This is a genomic window from Streptomyces sp. NPDC046862 (genome assembly GCF_040704615.1).
In the GTDB taxonomy this organism is placed as follows: domain Bacteria; phylum Actinomycetota; class Actinomycetes; order Streptomycetales; family Streptomycetaceae; genus Streptomyces.
In genome coordinates this window covers 124251-142165 of sequence record NZ_JBEYXP010000014.1, presented here as the reverse complement: position 1 = coordinate 142165, position 17915 = coordinate 124251, and the positions used below count along the sequence as shown (strand labels likewise).

The following is a 17915-nucleotide window of genomic DNA, read 5'->3' as shown; positions in this document are numbered from 1 at the left end:
GACATCGCACCCCAGGAGCCCTGAGTGATACGTGCCCTGCGCGGCCGCCACAGACGTGTAGTCACGGCGCTGCCCGTGGCCGCCCTCGCGCTGGCGCTGAGCTGCGCCGGCGCCCTCGCGACGACCGCGAGCGCGACCGACGGACCGGCCTCCCTGCCAGACGCGGGCATCGCCCGGCAGCAGGCCGCCGCCCCCAAGCCCACCGCCTCGGACGCCGAACTGCGCGAGCGCGCCGTGGAGGCGGCGAAGGACCAGGCGGCCAAGGCGGACGAGAAGTCCAACGGTTCCAAGGAGTCCTCCGGCTCGGCCGACTCCACCGGATCCACCGGATCGTCCGGCTCGTCCTCCGAGCAGTCCCCCTTCATCATCGGCGGCACCGAGACGACGATCTCCAGCGCCCCGTGGATGGTCCAGCTCTACTACTACGACGAGGCCGCCGACCAGAGCTTCTTCTGCGGTGGCACCCTCGTCGCCCCGAACAAGGTCCTCACCGCCGCCCACTGCGTGGCGGGCCAGGACTGGCAGCAGTTCGGTTCCGTGATCTCGGGGACCAGCAACCTGCTCGACGACTCCACGGGCACCGTCGCCGGCGTGTGGCGCCAGTGGAGCCACCCGAAGTACGACGCGGCGACCATCAAGAACGACGTCGCCGTCCTCACCCTGGACCGCCCGCTGGAGCAGCAGTGGCTGCGCCTGGCGGCCTCCAACGACAGCTCGCTCTACACCCCCGGCACCACCGGCACGGTGTACGGCTGGGGCCTGACCTCGGGCGCGGACGGCGCCGAACTGTCGCCGACGCTCCGCAAGGCGAACCTCCCGGTGGTCGCGGACTCGACCTGCAACACCGCCATGCAGTCGGTGCTCGGCGAGGACGACTTCGCCGAGGGCTCGATGATCTGCGCGGGTACCCCCGCCACCGGCGGCGACTCGGGCACCATCAGCCCCTGCAACGGTGACTCCGGCGGCCCGCTGGTCGTCAACGGCAAGATCATCGGCATCGTCTCCTGGGGCGTCACGGGCTGCACCGCCGAGGGCGCCTACCCCGTCTTCACCAAGGTCTCCGCGTACACCTGGGCGGCCCAGCCGCGCATCGACGACACGGACCTGACCTTCGACGGCCGGGCCGACGTGCTGGAGCGCACGCCGTCGGGCAACCTGTTCGCGCAGTCCAGCAAGGGCACGTCGCTCGCGACCCGCGAGTACCAGGGCAACGGCTGGGAGAGCAGCAGCTGGGCCCTGCAGGCCGACCTGGACCGCGACTTCTACCAGGACCTGATCGTCCGCGACAAGACGGACGGCAAGCTGTACCGCAGCTACATGGATCACTCCACCATGGAGTGGACCTGGATGCAGATCAGCTCGGTCTGGGGCGGCTACAAGTCGTACGCCATCCCCGGCGACCTGACCGGTGACGCCCGCCCCGACCTCGTCGCCCTGGACGCGGACGGCTCGGTCTACCTCTACCCGGGCAAGGGCAACGGCCAGTTCAACAGCAAGATCAAGGTCGTCTCCGGCGCCTGGAAGGGCGTCAAGCTGATGGGCCGCGGCGACCTCTCCGGCGACGGCAAGGCCGACCTCCTGGTCCGCTCCACCGACGGCACGCTGTGGCTGTACCGCGGCACGGGCAAGTCGTCCGCCCCCTGGTCGGCCCGCATCAAGGCCCGCACCGGCTGGAACTTCACGTCCTACGTCACCAACGGCGACGTGAACGGCGACGGCATCGCCGACGTCATCGCCCGCGACTCGGGCGGCACGCTGTGGCTGTACCGCGGCACGGGCAAGGCGTCCAGCGACCTGTTCTCGTCGAGGGTCAGCCTGGGCACGGGCTTCAACCAGTACAACCTGATGTTCTGATCGCAACTTCACCTGCGGCTGGGCCCGCACCCCGAAAGGGGCGCGGGCCCACCGGCACTTTCTGGGGCGCGGGCAACCGCAGGCTCTTAGGGGCGCGGGGACCGAGGGTCCTTCAAGGGCGCGGGCGACTGCAGGCTTTTAGGGGCGCGGAGGCCGAGGGTCCTTCAAGGGCGCGGGCAACCACAGGCTTTTAAGGGGCGCGGGGAACTGCGCGACAAGCCACAACGCACCCGCACACGCCCAACCACCGCACCCTCTACGGCGCTACGAACACGGCGACGAAGCTACGCACACCCACAGGACCGCCGCACAACCAACCGCGACGGAAACAGCTTCACCCGCTCACGACGAGACCCGCTCACCCGAACCGCGTCATCCAGCACGAGATCGACCGCCGCCCGAGCCATCCCCGTACGATCCGTCGCCACAGTCGTCAGCGGCGGATCGGTCAACGCCGCTTCCTTCACGTCGTCGAACCCGGCCACCGTCAACTCCCCGGGCACATCGATCCGCAACTCCCGCGCGGCCCGCAGCACACCGATCGCCTGGTCATCGGTGGAACAGAAGATCGCCGGCGGCCGATCCGCCCCGGCGAGCAGCTCCAGAGCGATCTCGTACGCGTCGTAACGGTTGTACGGCGCCTCGAAGAGGCGCCCCTCCGTGGAGAGGCCCGCCTCCTGCATCGCACGCCGCCACCCCTCGACGTGATCGGAGACGGGGTCACCGACCAGCGGAGTCTCGGCGATGCCACCCATACAGGCCACGTACTCGCAGCCGTGCTCCAGAAGATGCCGCACGGCCAGCTGGGCGCCGCCCAGGTCGTCGGTCACCACGGCCACGTCGTCGAGCGCCTCGGGCCGCTCGTGCAGCAGCACCACCCGCGCGTCCCACGCGTCGATCTCCGCCGCGGCGTTGTCGTTGAGGGCGTGGCTGACGAGGATCAGCCCGGAGACCCGCATCCCGAGGAAGGCCCGCAGGTAGTGGACCTCGCGCTCGGCCACGTAGTCGGTGTTGCCGACGAGGACCATCTTGCCGCGCTCGGCGGCGGCCTGCTCGACGGCGTGCGTCATCTCCCCGAAGAAGGGCTGGCGCGCGTCCGGCACGATCATGCCTATGAGGTCCGTGCGCCGTGACGCCATGGCCTGGGCGACCCGGTCCGGCCGGTACCCCAGTTCCTTGATCGCGGCGAGGACACGCTCGCGCGTGGCCGGGGCGACCGGCCGGGGTCCGTTGTTGATGACGTAGCTGACGACGGCGGTGGAAGTCCCCGCCAGCCGCGCCACATCATCCCTAGTCACCTTGGCCACGCGCGGAGTCTACGCGGATTGCAACGCTCTGGGCAGGGCGTACAGGTCTCAACCTGGTACAACCTGTCGGTAACCTGAGCGGCCGCCGGGCCCGCCACCGTGCCAGTGCTCCAGCCCGGCGCCACCGCCCCGCACCGCCCCGCGTCAGGCCTACGCGTCCGCGGAGACCTCGCGGGCGTCCGCCGCGTCCAGGTGCGCCGACTCGTCCGCGTCCTCCGGCTTCGGCCGGGCCGCCTTGGCCTTGGCCTCGTCCGTGGCCCGGTCCACCTTCTCCGGGGTGACGAACCGGTAGCCGACGTTCCGGACGGTCCCGATCAGCGACTCGTGCTCAGGGCCGAGCTTCGCGCGCAACCGCCGTACGTGCACGTCGACGGTCCGCGTGCCGCCGAAGTAGTCGTAGCCCCAGACCTCCTGCAGCAGCTGCGCGCGCGTGAAGACGCGGCCCGGGTGCTGGGCGAGGTACTTCAGGAGCTCGAACTCCTTGAAGGTCAGGTCGAGGATCCGCCCCTTGAGCTTGGCGCTGTAGGTCGCCTCGTCCACGGACAGGTCGCCGTTGCGGATCTCCATGGGGGAGTCGTCGTTGACGATCTGCTGGCGGCCCATGGCCAGCCGCAGCCGTGCCTCGACCTCCGCCGGGCCGGCGGTGTCGAGCAGCACGTCGTCGATGCCCCAGTCGGCGGTGACGGCCGCGAGGCCGCCCTCGGTGACGACGAGGATGAGGGGGCAGCCGGGCCCGGTCGAACGCAGCAGCTGGCACAGGCTGCGGACCTGCGGGAGGTCGCGGCGGCCGTCGATGAGGATGACATCGGCACCGGGGGTGTCGACGAGGGCGGGTCCCTCCGCGGGGGCCACTCGCACGTTGTGCAGGAGCAGACCGAGGGCGGGGAGCACCTCCGTCGACGGCTGGAGGGCATTGGTCAGGAGCAGCAGAGAACTCATACGTCGTGTTCCTCCTCGGTCCGGGCGAGGACGTGTGCGGTACGTCACCTGCTCTGCGATCCCAGAGCCCCGTACACCCGCGGTCACCTGGAGTTTCCCGCTTCGTATACAACGCTTCCGAAAGCACAAAAGGACCCGGGGGCTACGCTGCCCGAGTCCTCTGCCCAGCAGAATAGCCCACATGAGCAGTGGTCCGGCAGGTCATGTGACGCGTTCCCCGTCCTTCCCGATCTCCGGGACGGGCTCGAAAGCCCCTCTGAGGAGGTTTCTGCGCACGCTCGACGGCGTGCCGATCGATTCCGTATACGAGCCGCCCTCCCTCGTATACGACGCCTCCGGGCCACCTTCCCGTGACCTGGTGTTCGTCGTCGCCCACGGCTTCACGGGCCATCTGGAGCGTCCGCACGTACGCAGGGTGGCGCGTGCCCTCGCCCGGTACGGAGCCGTGCTCACGTTCTCCTTCCGGGGGCACGGCGCCTCGGGTGGACGGTCGACGGTCGGCGACCGCGAGGTGCTCGACCTGGCGGCCGCGGTCGCGTGGGCCCGGGAACTCGGGCACACGCGCGTGGTCACCGTCGGCTTCTCGATGGGGGGCTCGGTGGTACTGCGGCACGCGGCGCTGCACGGCGCCCCGGAGCTCCAGGAGCACGAAGGGCGCAGGGAAGCGCACACGGACGCGGTGGTGTCGGTGAGTGCGCCGGCTCGGTGGTTCTACCGGGGTACGGCGCCGATGCGACGGGTGCACTGGCTCGTGATGGGCAGGGCGGGCCGGACGGTCGGCCGCTACGGGTTCGGTACCCGCATCCACCACCGGCACTGGGACCCGGTACCCATGTCCCCGGTCGAGGCCGTACCGAGGATCGCGCCCACACCCCTGCTGATCGTCCACGGCGACCGCGACGGCTACTTCCCGGTCGACCACCCGCGGACGCTGGCCGAGGCGGCCGGGGACAACGGCGAACTGTGGCTGGAGCCGGGGATGGGGCACGCGGAGGACGCGACGGACGACGCGCTGCTGGCGCGGATCGGCGCATGGGCGGCGGCGGCCGTACCCAAGGCCTCCCGATAGCCTGACCGTGTTCACCACAACCGATTGAGGGACGAGATGGCAAAGGGCACGGTGCGCTACTGGGCAGCCGCCAAGGCCGCCGCGGGCGTCGCCGAGGAGCCGTACGACGCGCTCACGCTCGCCGACGCGCTGGACGAGGCCCGCGAGCGACACCCCGGCGAACTGGTCCGCGTCCTGCGGCGATGCTCGTTCCTCATCGACGGTGACCCCGTGGGCACCCGCGGACATGAGACCGTACGGCTGGCCGAGGGCGGCACGGTCGAGGTGCTCCCACCGTTCGCAGGAGGGTGACGCGATCATGAGCAACCAGCCGTACGGCGCCCCGTACGAGGGGTACGACCCGTATCAGCAGCCGGACCACCAACAGCCCCAGCCGGATCAGCAACAGCAGCACCCCGGGTACCAGCAGCCCGCCTGGCAGGGCCACGACGAGTCACCGGCCGCCCACGCCCAGCAGTACACCCAGCAGTGGGAGGGGCAGACCTGGGAGACCCAGGTGCAGCCGCCGGTCGCCGCGGTCGACGTGACGGAGACGGCGTACCTGCCGCCGCAGGGCTACGGACAGCCGCCGTCGGCTCCGGGCGCGGCGCAGCAGCAGCCGGGACCGGGCTGGCAGCAGCCGCCGGTCCAGCCGCAGCCCCCGGTCCAGCCGCTGCAGCCCCATCCGCATGACGGAGCCGCCGCCATGCCCCCGGCGCCGCCCGGCCCCGCCGCGGACGCACCCTCCTACGGCCCTCCCACCCTCACCGGCAACACCCGCGTGACCGACGCCCAGCGCGCCCGCGCCGAGGGCCGGTCGCCGATCATCGACCCCGGCGCGCAGCCCGCGCTGATCACGGCCGTACTGGGGGCGCTGCTCGCGCTGACGGCCGCGATCGGCGAGTACGCGCTCGTCGTCCCCTTGGTGATCCTGCAGGCGGTGACGGCGGCCGGATGGTTCCGGCTGAACGGTATGTGGCCCGCCCGCCAGGGCATCGCGCTGGCCTTCGCGGGCGCGGTGACGGCGGACGTGGTGCTGCTGGTGGCCGGCCGGGAGAACGCGCCCGCCGCGATCCTCGGCACGCTCGGTGTCTGGGTGCTGCTGACCCTCGTCCTGCAACTGCGCAGCCACGCCGACCCGGACGAGCGCATGTACGGACTGATGGCCACGGTCGCCTCGGCCGCCCTGTCGATCGTCGCCACCGGGCATCTCGCGGCGGAGGCGGACGCGGTGACGGTGGGCGCGGGGGCGGTGGCCGTGGCGATCGTGGTCCGTGCGCTGCCTCTGCCCACGGTGATCTCGGTACTCCTCGGGCTTGCGGCGGGTGCGGGTGCCGGCCTCGTGCTCGGCGGCATGACGGACCTCGGCACGTCCGGTGCCCTCCTCGGCCTCGGCGCGGCCGCCTGCGCCCTGATCGGCCACCGCGTCGCCGGCTACGACTACCCGTCCCGCTTCGTCCACATGACCGCGGGGGTGGCACTGCCTCTCACGACGGCGGCTCCGGCGGTGTATTTGCTGGGGCGGGCGCTGGGCTGAGCGGTGCGGCACCGGGGAGCCGGTATGTCGCCCCCGCCGCCCCTACCCGTTCCCGTCCCCCGGGGCTCCGCCCCGGACCCCGCTCCTCAAACGCCGGAGGGGCTGAGAGATCCACGGGCGGCGGGGGCGAGATACCCCCAAGACGGCGGCCCGCCACTTGTCACAGATGATCCACAAACTCCCCCACCACCCCCCACCAACCCCCAGCAGGGTTACCCTCGCGCTCAACGGCCATCAGCTCACTGCGAACCAAGCCGAACGACCGCCGAGTAGGAACGTGGGGGAACACCGAGACATGCGCGCACTGCGAATACTGATCATCCTCGCCGTGATCCTGGGCGGTCTGTTCGTGATCGCGGACCGCGTCGCGGTCAACTTCGCCGAGGACGAGGCCGCGCAGAAGATGCGGACCACCGAGGGCCTGTCCACCACCCCCGACGTCTCCATCAAGGGCTTCCCCTTCCTCACCCAGGTCGCGAGCGGCGAACTGGACGACGTCGAGGTCGGCATCAACGACTACGAGGCCGCCACAGGCACCGGCGGCGAGAAGATCCGCATCTCGGACATGAAGGCCGACATGCGGGGCGTCGTCTTCTCCGGCGACTACAGCTCCGCCACCGCGCGGACCGCCACCGGCACGGCCACCATCGCGTACGCCGACCTCCTCAAGGCGGCGAAGTCCCAGCCCACCGACGTCAGCCCCGGCGTCTCGGCCAAGGTCGTCGGCCTCTCCTCCGGCGGAAACGGCAAGATCAAGGTCGAGGTCGAGGCCACCGTCCTCGGCAACAAGCTGCCCAAGCCCGTCTCCGTGCTCAGCACGGTCAGCGTCAAGGGCGACACCGTCCAGGTCCGCGCCGACTCCCTCCCCAACATGGGCATAGACGTCGCCGAGAACGCGGTCCGCTCGATCACCGACTTCCAGCAGGCCATCGACGACCTCCCCGGCGGCATCAAGCTCGACAAGGTGGAGGGCGGTAAGGATGGTGTGGAGATCACGGTGAAGGGTTCGGACGTGAAGCTCGCCGGGTAGCACGGTCGGAGGCTGAGCCGGTGACGGCCGTACGGGCGTTCGCTCCTGCGGCCGTACGGCGTCCCCTGCCGCCACCATCCCTGTCCGAAACGCGAGACGCCGCCGTCCGTACAGCAGATATGACGGTCGCCGGACCGGTTCGGAATCCGCGCGGCGCCCGCCCGCGCGGCCCACTGATCCCACATCCCGGACGATCGCGTCTCACCATGCGACACACCGGTGACATGCCCGCCTGTCCGTCCCTACGATCGAGCGCATGAAGCAGCGACAGGCGGACCTCACGAAGCGGCGGGCAGTAGACCTGTGCCGCGTCGCCGCCATGCTCTGTCGCGTTCTCTGACCGGGAGTGTCGACTCCCGATTCCCCCGGCCCTTCGACTTGACTCAGGGCCACCCGTGCGCCGCACAGGCCGGCCGCTTCCATGGCCTCATGACCCCGCCGCGTGCCCGCACCCAGAAGTCTCCACGCACAGCCCCGCCGCAACTGCCCCGGAGGAGAAAGAGCATGAGCCGCAGCGACGTCCTGGTTGACGCCGACTGGGTCCAGGAGCACCTGGACGACCCGACGATCGCCATCGTCGAGGTCGACGAGGACACGTCCGCGTACGAGAAGAACCACATCAAGAACGCCATCCGGATCGACTGGACCAAGGACCTCCAGGACCCGGTGCGCCGTGACTTCGTCGACCAGGAGGGCTTCGAGAAGCTCCTGTCGGGGAAGGGCATCGCCAACGACACGCTGGTGATCCTCTACGGCGGCAACAACAACTGGTTCGCCTCGTACGCCTACTGGTACTTCAAGCTCTACGGCCACGAGAACGTCAAGCTCCTCGACGGCGGCCGCAAGAAGTGGGAGCTCGACGCCCGCGAGCTGGTCGAGGAGGTGCCGGAGCGCCCGGCGACCGACTACAAGGCCAAGCCGCAGAACACCTCGATCCGCGCCTTCCGCGACGACGTGGTCGCCGCGATCGGTGCGCAGAACCTGGTCGACGTCCGCTCCCCCGACGAGTTCTCCGGCAAGCTGCTCGCTCCGGCGCACCTGCCGCAGGAGCAGTCGCAGCGTCCGGGTCACGTCCCGAGCGCCCGCAATATCCCGTGGTCCAAGAACGCCAACGACGACGGCACCTTCAAGTCGGACGACGAGCTCAAGGAGCTCTACGCCGAGGAGAGCGTCGACCTGGCCAAGGACACCATCGCGTACTGCCGGATCGGCGAGCGCTCCGCGCTCACCTGGTTCGTGCTGCACGAGCTGCTCGGCGTGGAGAACGTCAAGAACTACGACGGCTCCTGGACCGAGTACGGCTCCCTCGTCGGCGTGCCGATCGAGCTCGGCGCCAACAAGTAGGACCCGCGGTAAGCGAAGACCCGCAGTAAGCGACAAGACCCGCAAATCCCGACCGGCCTTCCTCCGGTCAGACCTCTCTTGGAGAAAGACATGTGTGGAGCGAAGGCCGGCGGCCCCGATGCCTCGACGATCAAGCCCGGTGAGACCACCATCCAGGGTCAGGTGACCCGTGACGGCGAGCCGGTGACCGGATACGTCCGTCTCCTCGACTCGACCGGCGAGTTCACCGCGGAGGTGCCCACCTCCGCCACCGGGCAGTTCCGTTTCTACGCGGCCGAGGGCACCTGGACCGTGCGCGCCCTCGTCCCCGGAGGCACCGCCGACCGCACCGTCGTCGCTCAGAAGGGCGGCCTGGCGGAGGTCGCGATCGCGGTCTGATCGCTGTCTGCACGCGGTCTGATCGCGATCCGAGCGCGGTCTGATCGCACGTGACGGCCAAGGGGCCGCACCTCATGGGTCGAAGACCCGAGGTGCGGCCCTTTTGGCGTGCACAGGCCTACGCTGGAGGTATGTACGCGCGCCGACGCCGTCTCTACTTCGCCATGATGGCGACGTGTCTCGTGCTCTTCGTCCTGGCCTGGGGCGTCGTGCGGCTCTGGTCCGTTCCGGCGGCCGTGGGCATGTGCGTGGTGGCGATGGTGATCCCGCCGGTGGCCGCGATGGTCGCCAACCGGCGGGGACCCGAGGACCGCTGGTGGGACGACCCCTCGGGCGACCCGCAGTCCGACGAGTGGTGGGACGAGCTGGACGGGAAGAAGCGCCGCTAGTACCAAGGTGGTCATGCCGAACGCACGGGTGTCCACCGTTGTGCTCGACGCGCAGGACGCGCACGAGCTGGCCGGCTTCTATCTGCGGCTCCTCGGGTACGAGGTGCGCCGCGAGGAGCCCCACTGGGTGCTCATCGGGCCCGCCGACGGCGACGGCGTCTCACTCGCCTTCGAGACCGAGCCCGAGTACGTCCGTCCCGTCTGGCCGACCAGGAACCCCGGCGACCAGCAGATGATGCTGCACCTGGACATCGAGGTCGACGACCTGGAGGGCGAGACGGCCCGGGCGGTCGCCGAGGGCGCCGTACTCGCCGACCACCAGCCCCAGGACGACGTACGGGTGCTGTTCGACCCGTCCGGGCACCCTTTCTGCCTGTGGGTGGAGAGCTAGGACTGATCAGGGACTGATCAAGGACTGATCAAGGACTGATCGAGAAGTGACCGGGGAGTGAACCGCCCGTCTCAGTAGACGAGCGCCTGGGTCCCGTCCGCCATGGCCTCCTGGACGAACACCTGGGCACCCGCGATCCGCACACCCTCGATGACGTCCTTCTCCGAGATGTCGCGGCGGGCCGCGCACTGGGTGCACAGCGTGAGGCTGCCGCCCGCGAGGATCGAGTCGATCAGGTCGGGGAGCGGGGCGGCGTGCGGGAGCTCGAACTCGGCGGCGCGGCCCGGCAGCGCGAACCAGGCGGACTCACCGGTCAGCCACAGGGAGACCTCGACACCGCTGGCCACGGCCACCGCCGCCACGGTGAACGCCTGCGAGCAGCGCTCGGGCGCGTCGGCCCCGGCCGTCACCTTGATCACGAGCTTCTTCGGCATGCCCGCATCGTAGTTCCCGAGCCGGCGCCCGCGTTGAGCCGTACCTGACGGCGAGGGCCCGCCCTCAGCCGCGTAAGCTGGGCCCCGGCCCTGTTCGTAGTACCGCCCCCTCCGCTCAATCGAGGAGCACCCCGTGGAGATCTTCTTCGAAGTCCTGCTGGCCCTTGTCTGCGTCGGCGTCCTCGCCTTCGCCGGGCTGACCGTGAAGAAGCTGTACCAGGGCCAGCGCTGACCCACGTCTAGGAACTTCCCATGATCGAGATCCCGTCCGACCTGCACAAGGACCTCGTCCCCCTCGCCTTCCTGCTCGGCAACTGGGCCGGCGCGGGCGTGCACGACTTCCCCGGCTCCGAGAAGTGCAACTTCGGCCAGGAGGTCACCTTCACCCACGACGGCAGGGACTTCCTGGAGTACCACTCCCACACCTGGGTCCTTGACCAGGAGGGGAACAAGGTCCGGCCGCTGGAGACGGAGTCCGGTTTCTGGCGCATCGACGCCGACCGCAAGGTCGAGGTGACCATGGTCCGCGACGACGGCGTCGTCGAGGTCTGGTACGGCGAACTGGCCGACAAGAAGCCGCAGATCGACCTGGTCACGGACGCGGTCGCGCGCACGGCGGCCTCGGGCCCGTACTCCGGCGGCAAGCGGCTCTACGGCTACGTCAAGAGCGACCTGATGTGGGTCGGCGAGAAGCAGACCCCGGAGGTCGAGCTGCGCCCCTACATGTCGGCGCACCTGAAGAAGGTCGTCACCCCGGAGGAGGTCGAGCGCTGGGCCAAGGCCCTGCCCGACGACATGCCGGACGACGGGATCGCGTTCTTCAAGTAGCCGTTCGCCTGGAACACAGGGCCTTGCGGGCTTCCGCAGGGCCCTGTTTCATTCTCGGGGTTAACAAAATTCACTGCATGGCAATGCGCTTGCGGGATCGAGTGTGCTGAGACTACAGTCAGGGATGTCTTCGCGGGGTCTCGTGAACGCACGGAGCCCCGGTCGCAACACGTCTGCGACCGGGGCTCCCAAGGCCGTGTCCTGAGCGGCATGCAAGCAGAGGCGGACCCAGGACGTACGCCATCGACTTTAGCAGATTTCATCTGCAGCAGGGGGAAACCATGACCGACAACCTGCCCGAGTGGCTGGCGAAGGCCTTCTCGAAGCCGCGCATGGCCACCTACCTGACGGCGGCAGGCGGCGAATCCACGACGGCGATGCGCCTGTACTGGTGGAACGTGGCCGCGTCCGCGGCGTTCTACGGCCCTCTGCACTGTCTGGAAGTCACGCTGCGCAACGCTCTGCACGACGAACTCGCCAGGCACCACGGCAGACCGGACTGGTGGAGTCGTGCGCCCCTGAACCGCAACGGCATCCGGCTGGTCGACGAGGCACGCGAGAAGTGTGAACGGAGCGGAGCGGGTACGGCGTGTGCGGACGGCATCGTCGCCGAGTTGACCTTCGGCTTCTGGATCTCCCTGATCAGCGGTGCGCGGGGCTACGACCGCGGTTTCTGGGTGCCTGTCACGCACAAGGCGTTTCCGTACTACTCGGGACGCCGCGCCGACCTGCACGACAGCCTTCTGTCGCTGGTGCGTTTCCGCAACCGGATCATGCACCATGAGCCGGTCTTCCACCGGCACCTCGCCGCCGACCATGCCAAGATCTACCGGGTACTCGGTCACCTCAGCCCCGAACTCGCCACAGAGGCGCAGGCCATGGACCGGGTCCCGGCCCTGCTCGCCGACCGGGCGGACATCCTGGGCGGCGTGAGACCGCCCCGGTTCTGAACGCGGGAGACGCAGTGACCGACCACGCCACCCCGTCGTCCGGCCCGGGCGGTGACCGTGACCCTGCGGTCGCCGACGTACTCGTCTCCCGGCCCGACATCGCGCGCCTCGCGGGTGTGAAACGGCCCGCAGTCACCAACTGGGAGCGCCGCCACCCAGAGTATCCCGCTCCGGTGGGCGGGGACCCCGAGCTGTTCCGCTCTGGTGAGGTGCTGGCCTGGCTGTCCACTCGGACCGTCCCCGCGAACGCCCTGCTGCCCGGCGAACCGGCCGGGACGACCTACGGCGACCGGTTCCGGGCCGGGCTGCCCGGCGGGACGGCCGGCGGACTGCTCCGGCTGGTCGAGCGGCTCGCGGGGCCGGAGGCGGACCGGCTGCGGGGGGCGATGCCGCTCGACGACTACCTCTGGTTGCTGCTGGACTACGTCCACACCCATGTCAAGGACCCCGACGGCGGTATGGCCGAGGAGCTGGGGCGTTATGCCACGCTGGGGGAGCACTATCGCCCGGAGATGACGTTTCCGCATGGCCTGCCGGCCGAACTCTGCAACAGGCTGGGGCACACTCCCGTCGGCTCCGAGCGGGAAGCCCGAGCGGCGTTCGACCACGTTCTGGTGCGCTGGCGCGCCGAGCAGGCACGTGAGGGCGGCGCGTTCCTCACCCCGCCGTCCGTGAGCCGGGTCATGGCCGAGGCCCTGGCCGCCGTACGCCCTGGCGCGGTACGTGTGCACGATCCGTACGCCCGAGTCGGGGAACTGCTGGTCGCCCACCTGGACGCGGTCGCGGCGCACGGCGGTGGCGAACAGTGCCGACTCACCGGTTGGGTGCCCGAGGCCCAGGGAGCCGGGCCCGGGGGACGGCTGGCCGCGAACTGGAACCTGAGGGTCCACCACGGGCGCATGGCGTTGCTTGCCGAAGGACCCGTGACCCCGGCGCTCGATCCCCGCGGTCTTCCAGGTCTTCCCGAAGGTTTTCCCGAGACCTTCGACGTGATCCTCACCAATCCACCCTTCGGCGCCCTCCCAGGGGACATCACCCCACCCTCGTACTGGACGTACGGTCCCGCCCGCCGTACCGAGTTCGACTGGCTCCAGTACGCCGTCTCACGGCTCGCCCCCGACGGCCGGGCCGCCGTGCTGATGCCTGCCGGGGCCGCGTTCAACGCCGGGGCCGCCGGGAAGGTGCGCAGGGGACTGGTCGAGGCCGGGGTGGTGGAGTGTGTGATCGCCCTTCCCGCCGGGCTTTTCACGCTCACAGCCGTCAGGACGCACATCTGGTTCCTGCGTGCACCCGGCTCCGGCGGTGTAGCGCATCCCGAGGTGCTGTTCGTGGCCGGTGAGCGCCTCGGGCATCAGATCGCCCGGACCGAGCGTGCCCTGTCCGACGACGACATCGCGCGGTTGGTCGCCGAGTACGTCTCCTGGTACGAGGCCCGAGAGGCCAAAGCTCCTTTCGTGAGCACCCCGGGGTTGAGCCGGTCGGTTTCGGTGCTGGACATCGCGACGCACGGCCACAGCCTCGACCCCGCGCCGTATGTCCGGCCCTACGGCCCGGCCTCGGCCGCTCAGACGGAAGGGCCTGCCGGGACCCTGGCCAGGCTGTCCCGGCTGAGCGAGGAGATCGGTGCCGCGCACGCACGGGCAGAGGCAGCCGACGCTGAAGCCGCCCGGTGGCTCAGGAGGTACGGACTGTGATGACCGCCGACGAGTTCGCCCCGCCGGGCTGGTCCCGCATGCCCTTGCGAGAGGTGTGCGCCTCTCTCCAGGCCGGTCCGGGCATCCGCGCCGAGGACAGGGGGCGTACCCAGGCCGACGGCGGGAATCCCGTCGTGGTGCCACGCGACCTGCGTGGCCTGCGGATCGTTCCGGAGGAGACCGCGTCCGCGCCCGCCATTCCCTGGGAGCGGGCGCGGACGCTGGCGAAGTACCAGCTGTCCGAGGGAGACGTACTTCTCACCCGTACCGGCACCGTGGGCCGATGCGCGCTGGTCACCGGGACCCACGCGGGCTGGCTCTTCCACCCCAACCTGGTACGGCTCAGGCTGCCTGCGGAGCCGCTGGTCTCGGCCGCGTATCTGGCCGCCTACCTGAGCGCGACAGCCGCACAGGACTGGATCAGAACCCGGGCCGCCGGAGCGGTCATCCCCTCGCTGAGCATCCGCACCCTGGGCGAACTGCCCGTCATCCTTCCACCGGCCGCCGAGCAGGCGGCGATCGGTGCCACGCTCGCCGCCCTCGACGACAAGATCCACGCACATACCGAGATCGCTCGTGCGACCCGCGCATACCGCAGCGCGCTCGCCGATGCACTGATGAACGGCGTTCTGTCCGCCGAGCCGTGACCCGGCCCACCCCGCCCTAGACTTGGGTGCGTGGTGAGCACCGACTGGAAGAGCGACCTCAGGCAGCGCGGTTACCGGCTGACGCCGCAGCGCCAGCTTGTCCTCGAAGCCGTGGACACCCTGGAGCACGCGACCCCCGACGACATCCTCGTGGAAGTGAGGAAGACGGCGTCGGGGGTCAACATTTCCACCGTCTACCGGACGCTGGAGCTCCTGGAGGAGCTCGGGCTGGTCTCGCACGCCCATCTCGGGCACGGGGCCCCGACGTACCACCTGGCCGACCGGCACCACCACATCCACCTGGTGTGCCGGGACTGTACGAACGTCATCGAGGCCGACGTCGAGGTGGCCGCCGACTTCACGGCCAAGCTGCGGGAGACCTTCGGCTTCGACACCGACATGAAGCACTTCGCGATCTTCGGCCGGTGTCAGGAATGTTCCCTGAAGGGTTCAACTACCAAGTCGTAGGCTTGTCGGTATGAAGAGTCCTCTGCTGTCCCTGCCCGGTGCCGTCCCCGCCGAGGGCGTGGACGAAGGCGTCGCAGCCCACTACGGTGATCTGTTCCGCGAACAGCGCGCCCTCGCCGACGGCACCGGATTCGTGGACCTCTCCCACCGGGGCGTCGTGGCCGTCACCGGTACGGACCGGCTCAGCTGGCTGCACCTGCTGCTCACCCAGCACGTCAGCGACCTCCCGCCGCACCAGGCCACCGAGGCGCTCGTCCTCTCCGCGAACGGTCACATCGAGCACGCGCTGTACCTGGTGGACGACGGCGAGACGGTCTGGGCGCACGTCGAGCCCGGCACGCGGGACGCGCTGGTCGCGTACCTGGAGTCGATGAAGTTCTTCTACCGGGTCGAGGTCGCCGACCGGACCGACGACATCGCGGTCGTCCACCTGCCGGCCGGTTCCATCGCCGAGGCCCCGCAGGGCGCCGTCGTCCGCGAGACGCCGTACGGGCGTGATCTCTTCCTGCCGCGTACGGACCTGGAGTCGTATGCGGAGAAGGCCGGTCCGGCCGCCGGGCTGCTCGCGTACGAGGCCCTGCGCGTCGAGGCGCACCGCCCGCGGCTCGGTTTCGAGACCGACCACCGGACCATCCCGCACGAGCTGGGCTGGATCGGCAGCGCGGTCCACCTCCAGAAGGGCTGCTACCGGGGTCAGGAGACCGTGGCCCGCGTCCAGAACCTGGGCAAGCCCCCGCGTCGGCTCGTCTTCCTCCACCTCGACGGCAGCGAGGTCCACCTGCCGCCCGCGGGCACGGAGATCCGCCTGGCGGACGACGGCCCCGACGGCCGGAAGATCGGCTTCGTGACCACGTCCGTACGCCATCACGAGCTGGGCCCGGTGGCGCTGGCCCTGATCAAGCGGAACGTGCCGACGGACGCACCGCTGATGGCCGACTCGACGGCGGCGGCGCAGGAGGTCGTGGTCGAGCCCTGAGATGCCCGCCCCTCGCCGGGGGCTCACATCTCCAGCAGCACCGTGAACGGGCCGTCGTTCGTCAGGGACACCCGCATCTTGGCGCCGAAGCGGCCCGTTGCCACCGTCGCGCCCAGCGCGCGCAGTTGGGCCACGACCTCGTCGACGAGGGGCTCGGCGACGTCGCCGGGGGCGGCCGCGTTCCAGGTGGGGCGGCGGCCCTTGCGGGCGTCCCCGTAGAGCGTGAACTGGCTGATGACGAGCAGCGGCGCGTCGATGTCGCTGCACGACTTCTCGTCGCCCAGCATCCGGATCGACCAGAGCTTGCGGGCGAGTTGGGCGGCCTTGTCCTTGGTGTCGTCGTGCGTGACCCCGACGAGGACGCACAGCCCCTCGCCCTCGATCGCGCCGACCGTCTCTCCGTCCACGACGACGCTCGCGCCGTCCACCCTCTGTACCACCGCACGCATGGGGACCATGATGCCGTGCGATGACGCGTCACTCGTACGGGGGTATTGACGCGACCAGGGAAGAGTGCTGGACGCAACCCCGGCAGGCTCGGTCCCACCGTACGGCCGACCGTGTGACTCGGGCGATCATCCTTAATGATCCTTTTGATTCTTAACCCCGCATCTGGGGCCTATCAGGGGCACTCGGTCACATAGCGGCCACTTGGGGTGGCACGATGCCTGTGTTGCGGTGCGTGCGTGGGGTGCACCGCGCCGGCTGAGGGGACGGTTGAGCACATGAGCACTTCGAGTACGAGCACCAGCACCAGTACGGGGCAGTGGCCGGTGGAGTGGGTGGAGTGGGCCGTCGAGGGCGCACACCGCCCGCCCGTGCAGCGCACGAGCAGCACACCGGTGGCCCCCGACCAGTCCAGCCGGGACGTGGCCCTGCTCCGGCTGTCCGAGCTGCGGGCCATGCGCCGGGACGCCCAGCGGGACGAGGCCGACCTCAGTTACGTACGACGGCTGCTCCAGGGGCGCATCGACATCCTGCGGGCCGAACTCGCGCGGCGGGGCGGCGCGGCGGCGCCCGCCGGCGCCGGCGCCGGCCTGGTCGACCGGCTCCCGGAGATCCTCACGGACGCACCCGCGCGGCACCGTTCCTCGGCCCGCCACGTGACCGTGGGCACCCCGCACCGTGAGGAGTACCGGGCCCTGGCCGCCGACATGCTCGCCGAGGTCGAGCTGTCCGACCTCCAGGCCCGCACGGACGAGGAACTCGGCGCGGGCCTGTCCCGACTGGTCCGCTACGAGCAGCAGGTCTCCCGCCGCCGCCAGCAGTTGCAGCACACGGCCGACGACTGCGGCGCGGAGATCGCCCGCCGGTACCGCGACGGGGAAGCACAGGTGGACGACCTGCTGGTGTGAGGGAGCGGGGGAGCGGGGGCCTGAACGGCCTCGGGACCCGGGCCTCGTCCTCGGACGCCGGAGGGGCTGAAATCAGCCCCTCCGGCCAGTTCGCGGACGTCGGGGAGGTCGTCACCATCGACGCCGGCTCCACCCCGTCCACACCCCGGCCCACCTCCGCGGCCGCGGCTACGCGGGCGCCGTGACGGTCGACGTGAGCAGGGCAGCGCTCGCCGCCGGCGCCAAGGAGGTCGTGCTGCACACGAACGCGGCCAACCCCACCAGCAACGCCCTCCACCAGCGCCTGGGGTACGTCCCGGTCACCGACTTCGCCGTGTACGACTTCGTACGGCCTCGGGGATAAAAC

General features: G+C 70.3%; 21 protein-coding genes and 1 pseudogene. 18 read left to right on the top strand and 4 right to left on the bottom strand.

What is annotated here, in order from left to right; all coding sequences use genetic code 11:
• Positions 1–24 precede the first annotated feature (24 nt).
• Positions 25–1854, top strand: coding sequence for a trypsin-like serine protease (locus AB0959_RS17880; protein WP_366827356.1), 1830 nt, complete (start codon positions 25–27; stop codon positions 1852–1854).
• A 284-nt stretch (positions 1855–2138) separates the two neighbouring features.
• Here the strand turns inward: AB0959_RS17880 and AB0959_RS17875 are convergent, their stop codons facing one another.
• Complete coding sequence (locus tag AB0959_RS17875) at positions 2139–3161, bottom strand: LacI family DNA-binding transcriptional regulator (protein WP_366827355.1); 1023 nt, start codon at positions 3159–3161, stop codon at positions 2139–2141.
• 150 nt (positions 3162–3311) lie between these two features.
• Entirely contained in the window at positions 3312–4100 is a 789-nt protein-coding gene (locus AB0959_RS17870; RefSeq protein WP_366827354.1) for a response regulator transcription factor, read from the bottom strand.
• A 181-nt stretch (positions 4101–4281) separates the two neighbouring features.
• On the opposite strand from AB0959_RS17870, the gene AB0959_RS17865 reads away from it, so the two are divergent.
• The 9 genes from AB0959_RS17865 to AB0959_RS17825 all read left to right on the top strand — a co-directional run bounded on the left by AB0959_RS17865 (position 4282) and on the right by AB0959_RS17825 (position 10217).
• Positions 4282–5169, top strand: a complete 888-nt coding sequence (locus AB0959_RS17865; RefSeq protein ID WP_366827353.1) for an alpha/beta hydrolase — start codon at positions 4282–4284, stop codon at positions 5167–5169.
• Positions 5170–5205: 36 nt separating this feature from the next.
• Complete coding sequence (locus AB0959_RS17860; protein ID WP_366827352.1) at positions 5206–5460, top strand: MoaD/ThiS family protein; 255 nt, start codon at positions 5206–5208, stop codon at positions 5458–5460.
• A gap of 7 nt (positions 5461–5467) precedes the next feature.
• Entirely contained in the window at positions 5468–6685 is a 1218-nt protein-coding gene (locus tag AB0959_RS17855; RefSeq protein WP_366827351.1) for a hypothetical protein, read from the top strand.
• A 295-nt stretch (positions 6686–6980) separates the two neighbouring features.
• Complete coding sequence (locus tag AB0959_RS17850) at positions 6981–7715, top strand: DUF2993 domain-containing protein (RefSeq protein WP_366827350.1); 735 nt, start codon at positions 6981–6983, stop codon at positions 7713–7715.
• A 256-nt stretch (positions 7716–7971) separates the two neighbouring features.
• A complete protein-coding gene (locus tag AB0959_RS17845; protein WP_366827426.1) occupies positions 7972–8055 on the top strand; it encodes a putative leader peptide in 84 nt (27 codons plus the stop codon).
• Positions 8056–8219: 164 nt separating this feature from the next.
• Complete coding sequence (locus AB0959_RS17840) at positions 8220–9059, top strand: sulfurtransferase (RefSeq protein ID WP_366827349.1); 840 nt, start codon at positions 8220–8222, stop codon at positions 9057–9059.
• A gap of 90 nt (positions 9060–9149) precedes the next feature.
• Positions 9150–9437, top strand: coding sequence for a DUF1416 domain-containing protein (locus AB0959_RS17835; RefSeq protein ID WP_009189358.1), 288 nt, complete (start codon positions 9150–9152; stop codon positions 9435–9437).
• Between the two features lie 131 nt (positions 9438–9568).
• The gene (locus tag AB0959_RS17830; RefSeq protein WP_366827348.1) at positions 9569–9826 is read left to right on the top strand and encodes a DUF3099 domain-containing protein; all 258 of its coding nucleotides are present in this window, start codon (positions 9569–9571) and stop codon (positions 9824–9826) included.
• A 13-nt stretch (positions 9827–9839) separates the two neighbouring features.
• A complete protein-coding gene (locus tag AB0959_RS17825) occupies positions 9840–10217 on the top strand; it encodes a VOC family protein (RefSeq protein ID WP_366827347.1) in 378 nt (125 codons plus the stop codon).
• Positions 10218–10288: 71 nt separating this feature from the next.
• On the opposite strand, the gene AB0959_RS17820 is transcribed toward AB0959_RS17825, so the two are convergent.
• Complete coding sequence (locus AB0959_RS17820; protein ID WP_366827346.1) at positions 10289–10651, bottom strand: DsrE family protein; 363 nt, start codon at positions 10649–10651, stop codon at positions 10289–10291.
• 252 nt (positions 10652–10903) lie between these two features.
• Between AB0959_RS17820 and AB0959_RS17815 the strand changes: the two genes are divergently transcribed.
• The 6 genes from AB0959_RS17815 (at position 10904) to AB0959_RS17790 (ending at position 16214) form a co-directional block, all read left to right on the top strand.
• The gene (locus AB0959_RS17815) at positions 10904–11479 is read left to right on the top strand and encodes an FABP family protein (RefSeq protein ID WP_366827345.1); all 576 of its coding nucleotides are present in this window, start codon (positions 10904–10906) and stop codon (positions 11477–11479) included.
• Positions 11480–11760: 281 nt separating this feature from the next.
• Entirely contained in the window at positions 11761–12429 is a 669-nt protein-coding gene (locus tag AB0959_RS17810; RefSeq protein WP_366827344.1) for a hypothetical protein, read from the top strand.
• A 14-nt stretch (positions 12430–12443) separates the two neighbouring features.
• On the top strand, positions 12444–14123 hold the full coding sequence (locus tag AB0959_RS17805; RefSeq protein ID WP_366827343.1) for an N-6 DNA methylase: 1680 nt from the start codon (positions 12444–12446) through the stop codon (positions 14121–14123).
• Positions 14123–14770 (top strand): restriction endonuclease subunit S, encoded by a 648-nt coding sequence (locus AB0959_RS17800; RefSeq protein ID WP_366827342.1) that lies wholly within the window; start codon positions 14123–14125, stop codon positions 14768–14770. Before AB0959_RS17805 ends, AB0959_RS17800 begins: the two co-directional genes overlap by 1 nt.
• Positions 14771–14800: 30 nt before the next feature.
• Positions 14801–15238: a transcriptional repressor gene (locus AB0959_RS17795; protein WP_366827341.1), complete on the top strand. Its 438-nt coding sequence runs from the start codon at positions 14801–14803 to the stop codon at positions 15236–15238.
• A gap of 10 nt (positions 15239–15248) precedes the next feature.
• Positions 15249–16214 carry a folate-binding protein gene (locus AB0959_RS17790; protein ID WP_366827340.1) on the top strand — a complete coding sequence of 322 codons (966 nt, stop codon included), beginning with the start codon at positions 15249–15251 and terminating at the stop codon, positions 16212–16214.
• Positions 16215–16237: 23 nt separating this feature from the next.
• On the opposite strand, the gene dtd is transcribed toward AB0959_RS17790, so the two are convergent.
• Positions 16238–16663: a D-aminoacyl-tRNA deacylase gene (gene dtd / locus AB0959_RS17785; RefSeq protein WP_366827339.1), complete on the bottom strand. Its 426-nt coding sequence runs from the start codon at positions 16661–16663 to the stop codon at positions 16238–16240.
• Between the two features lie 276 nt (positions 16664–16939).
• Here dtd and AB0959_RS17780 point away from each other — a divergent pair, with 276 nt between their 5' ends.
• Complete coding sequence (locus AB0959_RS17780; RefSeq protein ID WP_366827338.1) at positions 16940–17569, top strand: AmfC protein; 630 nt, start codon at positions 16940–16942, stop codon at positions 17567–17569.
• Positions 17570–17687: 118 nt separating this feature from the next.
• A pseudogene (locus AB0959_RS17775) lies at positions 17688–17912 on the top strand (GNAT family N-acetyltransferase); the annotation flags it as partial.
• Positions 17913–17915 lie beyond the last annotated feature (3 nt).

What these genes read in the sequence shown, in the direction of transcription:
- AB0959_RS17870 (WP_366827354.1), bottom strand. Translation starts at nt 4,100, where the DNA reads ATGAGTTCTCTGCTGCTCCTGACCAATGCCCTCCAGCCGTCGACGGAG.
- AB0959_RS17865 (WP_366827353.1), top strand. Translation starts at nt 4,282, where the DNA reads ATGAGCAGTGGTCCGGCAGGTCATGTGACGCGTTCCCCGTCCTTCCCG.
- AB0959_RS17860 (WP_366827352.1), top strand. Translation starts at nt 5,206, where the DNA reads ATGGCAAAGGGCACGGTGCGCTACTGGGCAGCCGCCAAGGCCGCCGCG.
- AB0959_RS17855 (WP_366827351.1), top strand. Translation starts at nt 5,468, where the DNA reads ATGAGCAACCAGCCGTACGGCGCCCCGTACGAGGGGTACGACCCGTAT.
- AB0959_RS17850 (WP_366827350.1), top strand. Translation starts at nt 6,981, where the DNA reads ATGCGCGCACTGCGAATACTGATCATCCTCGCCGTGATCCTGGGCGGT.
- AB0959_RS17845 (WP_366827426.1), top strand. Translation starts at nt 7,972, where the DNA reads ATGAAGCAGCGACAGGCGGACCTCACGAAGCGGCGGGCAGTAGACCTG.
- AB0959_RS17840 (WP_366827349.1), top strand. Translation starts at nt 8,220, where the DNA reads ATGAGCCGCAGCGACGTCCTGGTTGACGCCGACTGGGTCCAGGAGCAC.
- AB0959_RS17835 (WP_009189358.1), top strand. Translation starts at nt 9,150, where the DNA reads ATGTGTGGAGCGAAGGCCGGCGGCCCCGATGCCTCGACGATCAAGCCC.
- AB0959_RS17830 (WP_366827348.1), top strand. Translation starts at nt 9,569, where the DNA reads ATGTACGCGCGCCGACGCCGTCTCTACTTCGCCATGATGGCGACGTGT.
- AB0959_RS17825 (WP_366827347.1), top strand. Translation starts at nt 9,840, where the DNA reads ATGCCGAACGCACGGGTGTCCACCGTTGTGCTCGACGCGCAGGACGCG.
- AB0959_RS17820 (WP_366827346.1), bottom strand. Translation starts at nt 10,651, where the DNA reads ATGCCGAAGAAGCTCGTGATCAAGGTGACGGCCGGGGCCGACGCGCCC.
- AB0959_RS17815 (WP_366827345.1), top strand. Translation starts at nt 10,904, where the DNA reads ATGATCGAGATCCCGTCCGACCTGCACAAGGACCTCGTCCCCCTCGCC.
- AB0959_RS17810 (WP_366827344.1), top strand. Translation starts at nt 11,761, where the DNA reads ATGACCGACAACCTGCCCGAGTGGCTGGCGAAGGCCTTCTCGAAGCCG.
- AB0959_RS17800 (WP_366827342.1), top strand. Translation starts at nt 14,123, where the DNA reads ATGACCGCCGACGAGTTCGCCCCGCCGGGCTGGTCCCGCATGCCCTTG.
- AB0959_RS17790 (WP_366827340.1), top strand. Translation starts at nt 15,249, where the DNA reads ATGAAGAGTCCTCTGCTGTCCCTGCCCGGTGCCGTCCCCGCCGAGGGC.
- dtd (WP_366827339.1), bottom strand. Translation starts at nt 16,663, where the DNA reads ATGCGTGCGGTGGTACAGAGGGTGGACGGCGCGAGCGTCGTCGTGGAC.
- AB0959_RS17780 (WP_366827338.1), top strand. Translation starts at nt 16,940, where the DNA reads ATGAGCACTTCGAGTACGAGCACCAGCACCAGTACGGGGCAGTGGCCG.